The sequence below is a fragment of the Psychrobacter fulvigenes genome, assembly GCF_904846155.1.
GTDB lineage: Bacteria > Pseudomonadota > Gammaproteobacteria > Pseudomonadales > Moraxellaceae > Psychrobacter > Psychrobacter fulvigenes.
In genome coordinates this window covers 2,425,102-2,438,482 of sequence record NZ_CAJGZP010000001.1, presented here as the reverse complement: position 1 = coordinate 2,438,482, position 13,381 = coordinate 2,425,102, and the positions used below count along the sequence as shown (strand labels likewise).

Annotated in this window: 8 protein-coding genes and 1 tRNA gene; 6 read left to right on the top strand and 3 right to left on the bottom strand. The window is 42.7% G+C overall.

The window, feature by feature from the left end:
* Positions 1–201: 201 nt before the first annotated feature.
* From phaC to JMX03_RS10210, 3 genes are all read left to right on the top strand, one after another.
* Positions 202–2,364 (top strand): class I poly(R)-hydroxyalkanoic acid synthase, encoded by a 2,163-nt coding sequence (gene phaC / locus JMX03_RS10220; protein ID WP_201596578.1) that lies wholly within the window; start codon positions 202–204, stop codon positions 2,362–2,364.
* A gap of 196 nt (positions 2,365–2,560) precedes the next feature.
* Positions 2,561–5,086, top strand: coding sequence for a DUF3141 domain-containing protein (locus JMX03_RS10215; RefSeq protein ID WP_201596576.1), 2,526 nt, complete (start codon positions 2,561–2,563; stop codon positions 5,084–5,086).
* Positions 5,087–5,369: 283 nt separating this feature from the next.
* Complete coding sequence (locus tag JMX03_RS10210) at positions 5,370–6,164, top strand: YidX family protein (RefSeq protein WP_406947718.1); 795 nt, start codon at positions 5,370–5,372, stop codon at positions 6,162–6,164.
* A 147-nt stretch (positions 6,165–6,311) separates the two neighbouring features.
* On the opposite strand, the gene JMX03_RS10205 is transcribed toward JMX03_RS10210, so the two are convergent.
* The 3 genes from JMX03_RS10205 to JMX03_RS10195 all read right to left on the bottom strand — a co-directional run bounded on the left by JMX03_RS10205 (position 6,312) and on the right by JMX03_RS10195 (position 9,783).
* A tRNA-Leu gene (locus JMX03_RS10205) sits at positions 6,312–6,396 on the bottom strand.
* 230 nt (positions 6,397–6,626) lie between these two features.
* Positions 6,627–8,321, bottom strand: a complete 1,695-nt coding sequence (locus JMX03_RS10200; protein WP_201596574.1) for a sigma 54-interacting transcriptional regulator — start codon at positions 8,319–8,321, stop codon at positions 6,627–6,629.
* Positions 8,322–8,376: 55 nt separating this feature from the next.
* Entirely contained in the window at positions 8,377–9,783 is a 1,407-nt protein-coding gene (locus JMX03_RS10195) for a two-component system sensor histidine kinase NtrB (RefSeq protein ID WP_201596572.1), read from the bottom strand.
* 139 nt (positions 9,784–9,922) lie between these two features.
* Here JMX03_RS10195 and rimO point away from each other — a divergent pair, with 139 nt between their 5' ends.
* The 3 genes from rimO to frr all read left to right on the top strand — a co-directional run bounded on the left by rimO (position 9,923) and on the right by frr (position 13,132).
* On the top strand, positions 9,923–11,506 hold the full coding sequence (gene rimO, locus JMX03_RS10190) for a 30S ribosomal protein S12 methylthiotransferase RimO (RefSeq protein ID WP_201596570.1): 1,584 nt from the start codon (positions 9,923–9,925) through the stop codon (positions 11,504–11,506).
* Positions 11,507–11,742: 236 nt separating this feature from the next.
* Positions 11,743–12,468: a UMP kinase gene (gene pyrH, locus JMX03_RS10185; RefSeq protein WP_201574205.1), complete on the top strand. Its 726-nt coding sequence runs from the start codon at positions 11,743–11,745 to the stop codon at positions 12,466–12,468.
* 109 nt (positions 12,469–12,577) lie between these two features.
* Positions 12,578–13,132 (top strand): ribosome recycling factor, encoded by a 555-nt coding sequence (frr, locus tag JMX03_RS10180; protein WP_201574206.1) that lies wholly within the window; start codon positions 12,578–12,580, stop codon positions 13,130–13,132.
* Positions 13,133–13,381: the final 249 nt, after the last annotated feature.

The window sequence follows — 13,381 nt, the reverse complement described above, 5'->3', positions numbered from 1 at the left end:
AGCTATGACTAAAGTGATTATCAATAAGACTGACTGTTTGTAAATAATCTTGTTGATACTCAATTGGTAGATACTATGTAGTTGAAAAACTGGGTAGTTAATAGACTTACATAATACCTAAGGGGTGGGTTAGAGCGTTCTTTCCCACCTTTTTTATTGTGTTAGCATTATTAATGTGCTTATACTTTGTATAGACCAAATATGAATGACAAATCAGATATAACTATGGATACCAATATGGATAATAAGCGCTCTGACAAGGATGATCAGCAAACCAATAAATCATCAAGCGAAGCAGATAATCAAGACAATATCCAAGACAACACTAATAGTGTTTTTGACTTTAGTAGCTTCGGCCAATACTATTTGGATCAGTTGAATCAAGTCAATCAGGTAAACAAATCTTTATTTAATCAAGCCAACAAGTCTAGCCAAGCTTCAAACCTATTTGCAGAAAACATGAAACTGTGGCAAGAATCAGTTGATCGTTTTAGTAATATGATGGCGCCGAATAGTACTCAAAGTGTGTCTACACAAGAGTCACATCAGCAAGATGACACTCAGGAAAGTAGTGGCAACCCTATGGCTGATTTTACTCAAATGACTCAAAGATTTTTGATGGAAAGCTTGAAGCGAGTTGGTCAAGATCAAAGTAATGAGATCAGTCAATCAGTGATGCTGAATCTAATAGATGGCTGGCAACATTTTACCACTGGTGTGACAGAAGAAAGTCCTACAGTGTTAGCTGAGCAGCAAGCAAAGCTTTGGAAGCAACAGTTTGAATTGTATCAACAAGCTTTAATGAAAGCCTCAGGCAATCAAACAGATCCTGTGATCACGCCAGAAAGAGGTGATAGACGCTTTACCGATGAAGATTGGTCAAACAACCCTATGTTTGATTACCTAAAACAAAGCTACCTTTTGACCGTCAACAATATCATGCAAACCATTGATGATACTGAAGGTGTGGATGAGAAAACCCGACAACGTCTGTCCTTTTTTACTCGTCAGCTTCTAAATGCCATTGCACCAAGTAATTTCCTATGGAGCAACCCTGAATTGCTGCGCTTGACCATGGAGTCTAAGGGACAAAACCTAGTCAGAGGTCTCAAGCAGCTGACTGAAGATATGGAAAATAGCTCACAGATGCTTAGCATCAGTATGACGGATAATGATGCTTTTGAGCTTGGAGAGAATATCGCCACCACACCTGGCAAAGTGGTATTCCGCAATCGCATATTTGAGCTGATTCAATATACCCCGACCACAGACAAAGTGAATAAGCGTCCTTTATTGATCGTGCCGCCATGGATTAATAAGTTTTATATCATGGATCTTAAGGAAAAAAACTCTTATATACGCTGGGCACTAGAGGAAGGGCATAGTGTGTTTATTATGTCATGGGTCAATCCTACTCCTGCCTATAAGGATGTGGGTATGGAAACCTATATGCACGAGGGCTTATTGACTGCTTTGGACGTTGTCAAAGAGATTACTGGTGAGCCTGATGCCAATACCATCGGTTATTGTATCGGTGGTGATCTACTGGCACTGACCCTATCTTGGTTAAACGAAAATGATCAAGCTGATCGTATCGCTAGTGCTACCTTTTGGGCAACGTTATTTGACTTTAGCGATCCAGGCGAGATTGGAGTGTTTATCGATGAGCGTATGATCAATACCCTTGAGGAAGTAGAAGATAAACAAGGGGTTCTCGATGGGCGTATGATGGGTTTGGCTTTTAGTTTGCTACGTGAAAATAGCCTCTATTGGAACTATTATATACAAAACTATCTAAAAGGTGAGCGCCCTATGCCTTTTGATCTCTTGTATTGGAACTCTGATGCTACCAACGTAACTGCCGCCTCACACCGCTTTATATTACGTGAGCTGTATCAAGGTAATAAGCTGATCCAAAAAGGTGAGCTTGAGTTTGATGGTATTAAGATTGATCTATCAAAAGTGAAGACCCCAATCTATGTTATAGCAACCTTGCAAGATCATATCGCTAAGTGGAAGGGAAGTTATCCATCCACGCAAGTGCTTGGCGGTGACGTGACTTTTGTGCTTGGTGAATCAGGGCACATTGCCGGTATCATTAACCCACCTACAGGTAAATACGGTTTTTATACCAATGAAGATTATGTCGCAGACCCTGATGAATGGTATGCCAATGCCCAAAAGCATGATAAGAGCTGGTGGCTACATTGGAGAGAATGGATCAAAAAACATAGCGCAGGTAAGGTAGATAGTAGACAACCTGGTATCGATCATAAGGGTAAAGACTGGCAAGTACTGAGTGACGCGCCTGGAGAGTATGTGAAGGTTAGAGCCGATGAAGCTCTAAATGCGGCTAGTATTTAGCGTGTATTATTCATTTTATTTACTATTAAAAAGGGGCGGTAAATAGCCCCTTTTTGACCTATCACTACAATTTTCAATATCTAAACCATTTTCAATATCTAAACGTTTGTATTAATATTTAGTATTAAATCTCAAGATTGAAACCAATATATACTTAATATGAAGTACCACTCTCAAATCAAAACTGGAAAAACCTATGTCAGATATCATCGAAGAAAATATTGAGCATTCAGACAAAGCCGAAGTTTGGTTAAGCCGCAAAAACCCACGTCATAGAGTCACAGGTTCGATACCAAATCTTCAAGATATGCTAAAGCATCAATTTTACAAGAGTGAAAGTACTATCGACGAATACTCTCTGCGCAATCGCTACAAAGCAGAAAGTAGTAGTTTGATATTGGATGTCACTTCAAGACATCAACAGCAAAACCATCAGCAAATACAAGAAAATGTGCAAACGCTGAGTCAAAACACTAAGGACATTACTGATAGCTTTAAAAAAGCCTATACACCTGACAGATTATGGAAAGAGTGGCTGAGTTATAGCACAGATAGTAGTAAGCGCCTGTTGCAAACAGTCGATGTACTCAGAGAGCGCGGCGATGTCTTTCTTGAACATGAAAGTGCTGGTTGCCCACCAGTGTTAGACTATGACTATGACGTAATCATGGATGCGAGCGAATTTGAACGCCCTTGTAACTATGTATTGCTGAGAATCGTTCCACCTGCAGGGATCATCACTAACGATAGTAAGCGTCCTTATATCATTATCGATCCTAGAGCGGGGCATGGTGCTGGTATCGGTGGCTTTAAACATGAAAGTCAGGTCGGTGTTGCACTCAATCAGGGTCACCCTGTGTACTTTGTGGCGTTTAAGCGTCTGCCAGAGCCGACACAGACCATTGCTGACGTTACATATGCGGAAGGGAAGTTCGCCCGTGAAGTAGCAAAAAGACATCCAGATTCAGATGCGCCTGTCATCATTGGTAACTGTCAGGGTGGCTGGGCTGCACTTATATTGGCCGCAACTAATGCAGACATAAAGGGCCCTATTATCCTAAACGGTGCGCCTGTATCTGCGTGGAGTGGAGAGGTTGGCGTTAACCCAATGCGTTATAAAGCAGGGGTCAATGGCGGTACGTGGTTATCCATGCTTAGTGCTGATATGAACAATGGGGTGTTTGATGGAGCAGCGCTTGTTCATAATTTTGAACAGATGACTCCTTATCGGAACTATGTGGGTAAATATTACGACTTGTACAAAAACCCACAGGCCAACCGTCAGCGTTTTCTTGATTTTGAGCGCTGGTGGGGTGGCTTTTTCTTAATGAATGAGCAAGAGATTCAGTGGATTGTAGAAAACATCTTCATTGGTAATCGTATTGCTCGAAATACTGCCCAGCTAGAAAAAGGCGTGAATATTGACTTGCGTCATATCAAAGCGCCGATTATAGCTTTTGCCTCACATGGTGATGATATTACCCCACCGCAACAGGCATTGTCTTGGATTTTGGATGCCTATAGTGATGAAAAAGATGTAGAAGTGTGCGGTCAACGCATCATCTATATGATTCATGAACAAGTAGGTCATTTGGGTATCTTTGTCAGCTCAAAAATTGCTAATAATGAGCATACAGGTATTGCCTCAATCATGGATATGATTGAAGTTTTACCACCTGGTTTGTATGAGATGGAAATTGACAACTATGAAGGGTCTGGCAAAGAAAAAACCTTTACGGTTGACTTAAAGCGTCGAACCTTCGAAGATTTGAGTGAAGCGATAGGGGCAAATCGTACGGATGAGGAGGCATTTAAGGCGGTACATCGCTACTCTATGTCTCAGACGCAAGCTTATGAGCATAATTTGCGTCCATTGGTCAAAGCCATGAGTAATGAGACTTCTGCTCAGTTTCTGCGCACCATGCATCCGCTGAGGCTCCAGAGAAGTACATGGAGTAGCAAAAACCCATTAGCAGTTGCGGCCAGTCAATTGAACCAAATGATCACGGGTAATATCGAAAAAAACCAAAGTGAAAGTTTCGTTCCTGTACAAGCCAACAAAGAATCGTACGATCCATCTGATTTTTATGGCAGAGTGAGACTACCAGCCATTGAATCTCTTCAGCAGGACAATCTTTTCTTGCAGATAGAAAAGATGTTTATGGACAGTACGAGAATGACACTTGATTTTTGGCGAGATTGGCATGGTCGATATACTGAGAGCCTGTTCTTTAGTATATGGTCAATGCCGTGGTTCCGTCAGTATGGTAAAGCCGTAGGCTCGCGTCGTCTTTTAGATAAAGACGAGTTGCAGGATTTGCCAACAGTAGATGAGGCATTAGCCAAAATCACCAAAGGCGGTTTTAATGAAGCGGTAGTACGGATGCTGATCTTAGGTAATATTGTTGCTGATAACAATATAGATCGTGATCAGCTGATGCGATTGACGGAAGTGCTTACTCAGCGAGAGCCGTTTGCCAATATATTAAAAGCTGATTTGGCATCTATGATACATACTCAGACGATTATCGTGCGTTTTGCGGAAGATGACTCTATACAGTCCTTAAGCAAACTATTAACAACCAAGGACAAACGTATCGAAGCGCTTAAATTGGTTCGCTATGTGGTCGGTGACAAGCTAGTAGAGCAAGATCCTGCAATCTTGTCTATCAAAAACCGTATCGATGATGCATTAGGTCTAACGGATGCTGACATCAAATAAAAGTCTTTGTATAAAACAAGCAAACCATCGCTAAATATGTTTTATTACTTAACTAAATTTCGCCTCAAGTATTGATTTACTTGAGGTTTTTTTATGTCTGATGATTTTGCCAAAGATAAGCGGCTGTATGATTTTTATATTAATTACGCTATCATCATAAATGACATGATAATTGTTAGATGGCAATAATGAGTGAAACAATCTCTGCTTACTCTAATATGCTCTTGTAGGTGGACGAGTAACTAGTGAGCTAATTAAATACTGTATACAAGGAAAGTTGATTATGACAAGAGGTAGCAATAATGTTGCTGATAATAATAAAGCACGCAATGAGAGTGGCGAGGTAAAAAGTACCAAGCCTCTCATATCAAAGCCATTTGTGCAGTCATTTGTCGTTGGTGCTTCAATGGCTGCGATGATAGCCGTTTCAGGCTGTGCGACCAGCTCATTGTTAGAGAGTAGTGACAGACAGGTCAGCTCAAAGACAGTAAAGCAAATTCTATCTGAAGATCAAATTGTTGCCTTTGGTCGTCCAGCACAGCCGATAGCCAATATGCCAAACAGTACGATGGTCATTGTGGGTGAAAAAAACAGTTATGTACTGACTCAGGGCGGGACGGAGATGGTGAGTTTACTCACCAATCTGACACCAAAGAATATTCAGGTCGATAACGAGATGAGCTTTTACTCGCCAAAAAATGACGGATATTTTCAAGGTGAGATGAAGTTGTCTTATGCAAAACTCAAAGATGAGTTTGAGCGGTCTGATTATCAGTTCTTTTTACAAAACGGCGGTAAAGAATGTACCACGGCTAGTGATCAGCGCATCAACGCTCAGCGGTTCTGTTTTAGTGTTCCGATCAAAGGTGCCATCTACCCACAGGTTAGTAATTTGAACTTGATACAAGCCAAATATAAAGCGCTGACAAAACCTTATACTGTAAGTTTTTATAGCGAGTCAACGCAGAAAGAGGTCTCTCGTAGTGGTAGAAGTGGTGCCGAGAAGCTGGTCTTATTACCGTTTGCATTAGCCTTTGATGTGGTTACGTTTCCAGTCCAGGTGTTAGACAGCCTTTAATACTGAGTAAAGTAAGACTAACTAGAGTTTTAGCACTATATCCGTTTTAAAGTGAATCAACGATAACAAACCACTCAAATTTTAGGCAATAAAAAACCCACTAACTAGTGGGTTTTAATATTTGGTCTAAGATGAACTATCCGAAAATGGTGGGGATGGAGAGACTCGAACTCTCACACCTTTCGGCGCCAGAACCTAAATCTGGTGCGTCTACCAATTCCGCCACATCCCCATTTTCGTTACTCTATCATCAAAAGCGTTTAAATTCAAACACCATCAAGATAAATAACTGATTCGGTAGTGCGTCTCAGTGGTTGGCTATTATATAGGGTTTCAGGGGTTTGGCAAGCCCTTTTTGCGTTTAATTTCAAACTAATCGTTAATTTTTGCATTATCCTATATAAGTACATGATATTTATGAATTTTTTAAAAGAGCTTTTTCATATCAAATAAAGCTCTTACTTATTTATCTGATTGTTTGTTTGATAAGTCAATATCTAGTTGCTGTAATTTACGGGTTAAGGTGTTGCGTCCCCAGCCTAATAGATTGGCTGCGGCAATCTTTTTACCGCCACTGTGAGTCAGTGCTGCATTGAGTAGTACACGTTCAAACTCAGGTGTCGCTGTTTGTAAGATATCGGTTGCGCCTGCTTGTAGCGATTCTGTCGCCCAGATAGCCAGCGCTTCTTGCCACGTTAATGCAGCAACCGAGTGGGAGATAGACTCTAACGGCTGCATTAGGTCATGATGATAAGAGTCATCATAAGGCTGATCTGATTGCTGCTGTAAAGATAATTGTTGGTCAGAAAGTTGCTGTAAAGGATGATGGGTATTAGCCAATAGCTCAGGTGGCAAGTCTTCAATCAAGACCGTATCTCCCGTTGCCATGACCGTCAGCCATAAGCAGACGTTTTCGAGTTGGCGCACGTTGCCTCGCCAGTCAAAGGTTTGCATGAGACGTAGCGCTTCAGGATGTAGCTGTTTGGGTGCGGTGTTCATTTGCTCAGCGGCGCGCTGCATAAAGTGAATGCTAAGTGCGGGAATGTCCTCACGGCGAGCGCGTAGCGGTGGTAAAGGCAGACGAATAACGTTGAGACGATAAAATAAATCTTCGCGGAACTTTCCTTGCTGTACGAGATGCTCTAGGTTTTGATGAGTGGCCGCGATGATACGCACATCAACCTTGATGGGCTGTTGACCACCAACTCGATAGAACTCACCATTTGCCAGTACTCGTAGCAGGCGGGTCTGCGTACTAAAGGGCATATCACCGATTTCATCTAAAAATAGCGTACCGCCGTCTGCTTGCTCAAAGCGGCCTTGCCTGCGCGTAGTAGCGCCTGTAAAAGCGCCTTTTTCGTGCCCGAATAGCTCAGACTCAATTAAGTCATGTGGAATGGCCGCCATATTGAGCGCGATAAAGGGCTCTTGCTGCCTTGGTGAGTGCTGATGTAAGGCACTGGCGACCAGCTCTTTGCCAGTTCCAGATTCACCAGTAATGAGAACAGTGATAGGAGAGTGTGCCAATCTTCCAATTGCTCGAAAGACCGTTTGCATGGCCTGCGACTGTCCAATAATGCCGTTGGGGTTATTGTTAGTACTCTTAGTCGTTTTATCTTTTATTGAATTCTTATCTTCAATCGCATGGTCAGAGCTATTGGTTGGTTTTGCTTTTGGATTCAGCTTGCGATCTTTTTCTGCCTGAGCTATGACATCGGTTTCGGCTTGCTTGTCACTTGTTTGTAAGTCCGGCTGATAATTGATGGCCTTATAAATCGTCGCAACCGCATCATCTAGATCAAAGGGTTTGGGTAGATATTCAAATGCCCCTGTCTGATAGCTACTGATAGCAGAGGTGAGGTCTGAGTGGGCAGTCATAATAACGATAGGCAGTTGAGGGAAGTGCTTCTGCACCCATTCACTAAAGGATAAGCCATCCATCATCGGCATACGGATGTCAGTCAATATCACATCAGGCAGCTGCGTCGCTGATTCGTGCTGTAAGACATCATTGAGCTGCGTCCAAGCTGCCTGTGCTTGGGTAAAGCTAATTACAGTAAAACCAGCATCTTCAAAGGTGTCGGCTAGCACTAATCGCAATGCCGCATCGTCATCAATTAGCCATAAAGTCGCAGGGTTTTCGTTATATTCAGTCATATATCAGGCCTAATGAGCAAGTGTTTCAGATCGTTTTTTTGTTTAGCTGTGATTTTTACGTGTTAAGCGCTGGCTGTCTAAAAGGCAAATACAGCGTAAAGTGCGTTTGCCTATTCTGACTAGAGTTTTCAAGTTGAATGGAGCTGACCTCAATCATACCATGATGGCGGCTGATGATATCTTGAACGATAGACAACCCTAGTCCTGTGCCTGAGGCACGGCTGGTGACCATTGGGAAAAATACTTGTCCAATGAGTGCAGGATCAATCCCTGGGCCATTATCGGTGATGGCGACTTGTAGCATTTGTCTATGTTGCTGACTGCCGATGGTATGCTGAAAGGCAACGCGCGTTTGAATGTGCAAGTGCGGCTTATAATGGCTGTCTGGCTGTGCATTTAGTGCTTGAGCGGTAGTGTTTGTTGTTTTGAGCGTTTGTTGATAGTCAGTCATCGCTTCACAAGCATTGTTCACTAGGTTTAAAAATATTTGGATCAACTGATCTTTATCCGCATCCAGCTCAGGTAAAGATAAGTCGTAATCTCTTATTAAAGTGACTTGCGGATATTGATGAGCTACTAAAGATAAAACATGCTCTAGTGGCTCATGAATATTGACCGCTTGCCAATTTGGCAGTTGGTTGGAACCAAGAAGTTGGCCAACGAGCTGGGTCAAGCGGTCGGTCTCTGAGATGATAATATCGGTGTAGCTACGCAGCTTTTCAGCGGTTTTTATCAGGGTTTTATCACTAGTTGGTTCGGTAATATTAGTAAGGACTGGATTATGGTTGCTAAGAGTAAAGATGTCACTAAATTTGATAAATTGCCTTTGTAATAATTGCGCAGCACCGCGAATCCCTGCTAATGGGTTTTTTACCTCATGGGCGACCGAACGCAGCATATGACGGGCGACCTCATATTGCTGCTGTTGCCGTTGTTCTTCTGAGATACGGCTTTGACGGTCTTTACCCCACATTTCAATAATAAAATAAGCCTGCTGCTGATAAGTAACAGGCGTTACGCTATAGTCGATTGACACTGCTGCACCGCTGCTTGGGTGTCGCTTTATACTATGATCATGGTCGATAAAAGGTTGCTGGAATTTTTGAGCCTGACTGAAACGCTCGGTGAGAGGGCAGTTTGGAGGCGTTTTTTCTTTATCATTTTTTAAGCTACTATTCATTTCGTTATGTACAGCAGCACTTTCTGAATAGTCAGTTTTTAACGCAGCACTTTCTTTATTATTTAATTTGCCAGTTAAACCATTGCTCAATTCTTCAGGAGCAAGTAAGGTGAGTACTGACTGACCTAATAGCCGCTCACGACTGATTGCTAATAGCTGTTCGGCTTGAGCATTGAGCCATGTAACCCTAAGATCATTATCGACCCATAGGATGGCGGTATACAAATGTTGCGAGATGAAAGCTAAGTCTGGTGTGCTGTGACGGGTTGTAGGAGAGGTCATAAGTATAAGAAGCCTAGTCGCAAATTGCGTTTAAGTGAATATTTAACCATAAATCAACACTATAGCGCGGCAAAACTGGTGATTATCACAAAAAAAACGTACAATGCGCACAGCCAATTTTTCTCTAGCAAGGTCAGCCATGCCCAAAACTTCTACCGAGTCAGTTAACACGACTATTACCACTTCATTGCCAACATCTACTGAAGCAAAAAGTACTGTCTCAGTTTTTGATCCTGCCAAGCCAGCAGTAACATCTGCTCAAAGCTCAATGGGCAGTGTTCAACCCAATTCTATGAACAACAGCCACCATAAAGCCAACCACAATCAAAACCGTAGCATTGAGCAAAGTAGCCATGTGGTATCAGCTAATGCGCCAGTAGACGCAGCACCCAAGATTGGATTTGTGTCGCTAGGTTGTCCAAAAGCACTTGTCGATAGTGAGCGCATTATCACTGAGCTAAGCCGTGATGGCTATCAAGTAGCCAGCGACTATAATGGTGCGGACTTGGTCGTGGTCAATACTTGCGGCTTTATTGAATCAGCAGTACAGGAGTCATTGGATGCTATCGGTGAAGCCATCAGCAAAAACGGAAAAGTGATTGTGACGGGCTGCTTGGGTAAAGAGGCGGATAAAATTCGTGAAATGCACCCAGCAGTGCTAGCAGTGACGGGCGCGCATGCTTATGATGAAGTGATTACGGCGGTTGCACAACATGTCCCTAAGCCAAATCGTAGCCTAGATGCAAACTACGACCCAAAAATAGATTTGATTAATGAGGCGGGTGTCAAGTTGACCCCAAGTCATTATGCGTATCTAAAAATATCAGAAGGGTGCAATCATCGTTGTACTTTCTGCATTATTCCAAGTTTGCGCGGTGATCTGGTCTCACGTCCGATTGATAATGTGATGAATGAAGCTATGGCGCTTAAGAACGCTGGCGTGAAAGAGCTACTGATCATCTCGCAAGATACCTCTGCTTATGGGCTAGATCTCAAGTATAAGACCAGCTTTTGGAACGGCATGCCACTGAAGTCAAAGTTTTATGACTTATGCCAAGCATTGAACGACTTGGGCATTTGGGTGCGTCTACATTATGTGTATCCGTATCCACACGTGGATAAGGTCGTTGAACTCATGGGCGAAAAGAAACTCCTGCCTTATCTCGACATCCCCTTTCAACATGCCAGCCATCGCATCCTAAAAGCGATGAAGCGTCCAGCGCATAGCGAAAACACCTTAGCACGTATTAAAGCCTGGCGTGAGATTTGCCCTGATATTGTCATTCGCTCGACCTTCGTTGTCGGCTTCCCTGGTGAGACGGAAGAAGACTTCCAATGCTTACTTGATTGGCTAGTTGAAGCACGCCTTGATCGCGTTGGCGCATTTACTTATTCAGAAGTGGAAGGTGCGGTTGCCAATGAGTTGCCAAATCATGTACCTGAAGACGTTAAGCAGGCGCGTTATGAGCGTTTGATGACGTTACAACAAGACATCTCAGCACAAAAATTGCAAGAGAAAATCGGCAAAACGTTAACCGTCTTGGTTGATGAAATTGATTATGACGAAAATATCGCTATTTGCCGTAGCTATGCTGATGCACCAGAGATTGATGGTCATGTCTATGTTGACGATATCACTGCTAGAGTAAAGGTCGGGGAATTCTTAACTGTGACTATCGACGATGCTAGTGAGTATGATTTGTTTGCCAGCTATCATGGTTAATCAAACGCAAAAAAAACAGTCAGATATCGTTAGTCAATAAACGAGCAGATGAAAACTCATCATTCATTACTGATGAAAATTGCCCAATAGTGGGCAGTTTTTGCTACAATTAGCGCAATTTGGTCATGGTCGAATTATCGAACACGACCTGCTTGTTTATTTTGGACTGCATGTTTTCATCTGTGCTCCGATCCTATTGGTTATAACCGTCATTTAACGATAAAAAAGGTGCCATCATGTCTGATAAAAACCCTCGTTTCTCCCGTATTTTGCTCAAACTTTCTGGCGAGGCCTTGGCAGGTGGCAAGGATATGGGTATCGATACAGAAGTGCTCGACAAGATGAGTTTGTCAATCGCGCACTTGCGTGGTCTTGGGGTTCAGGTTGGTATCGTCGTTGGCGGTGGTAATTTATATCGCGGTGCACAGCTACAAAAAGAAGGCTTGGTTGGCCGTGTCACTGGCGATCAAATGGGTATGCTAGCGACGGTTATGAATGGCCTTGCAATGCGTGATGCTCTGGAGCGCCGCAATATCAAAACGCGTCTGATGTCAGCATTGCCGATCGGTGAAGTAACCGAAAGTTATAGCAGCCGAAATGCGATTCGTTACCTCAAAAATGGCGAGGTTTGCATCTTTGTCGCTGGTACGGGTAATCCGTTCTTTACAACTGATACCGCGGCTTGTTTGCGCGGCATTGAGATTGAAGCTGGTCTTATCCTTAAAGCGACTAAAGTGGATGGCGTTTATGATAAAGATCCAAGTTTACATAGTGATGCTGTAAAATATGACGGTTTGACCTTTGATGAAGTACTTGAGCAAAAGCTTGGCGTCATGGACTTGACGGCCATTGCGCTATGTCGTGAACATAACGTACCCCTGCAAGTATTTGATATGACGAAGCCCAACGCTTTATTAAATGTCGTGATGGGCGAAAATGAAGGAACGCGCGTTTACCATTAACGGAACATGTTGGCTTGCAAGCTGATGAGTAGCAATCATAGTATATTAATAGCTAATAACCATCTATATAACATTGAGTATTATCGGTATCGATAAATAAGGACACATAATGATTAATGAGATTAAGAAAGACGGCGAAGCACGTATGGAAAAGACCTTAGAGGCGCTTGAAAACACCTTTAGTAAGGTTCGTACAGGCCGTGCACACCCAGGAATGCTTTCAGGCGTCATGGTGAGCTATTATGGTGCAGATACACCGCTTAACCAAGTAGCGAGTATCAACGTTGAAGATTCGCGCACGTTATTGGTACAGCCATTTGAGCGTACTATGGTGCAGGCGATAGACAAAGCCATTCGTGAAGCAGATTTGGGTCTCAACCCGATGAGTGCCGACGTGATTCGTGTACCGATGCCAGCTTTGACTGAAGAAACCCGCCGCGATATGCAAAAGCTTGCGCGCGCTGAAGCTGAAAACAGCCGTGTTTCTATTCGTAATATTCGCCGTGATATGATGAATGATATTAAAGATCTGGCCAAAGAAAAAGAAATTTCAGAAGATGATGAGCGTCGCGCTAGTGATGATATTCAAAAGATTACCGACAAGTTCATCGAAACCATTGATAGAAGATTGAATAACAAAGAAACAGAGCTAATGGAAGTGTAATTAGCAACAGTTTTAATACTGCTTTTCATCATGGTTTCAAGCTAACAGCCAATAGTGGACCACTATTGGCTGTTTATTACTATATGTAGTCAATCTACTATAAAAGAGTGACAGCGTTAGTCTTGACTCTCACTTGGAGTGTTATTTATACATCTGCAGGGGCTTTTTTATCCTCTTTTATATTGAAACAACTATGTGATAAAAGCACATTCTTTTAAGCCGGTTTTTGAGCCAATCTCGCTGATAAAT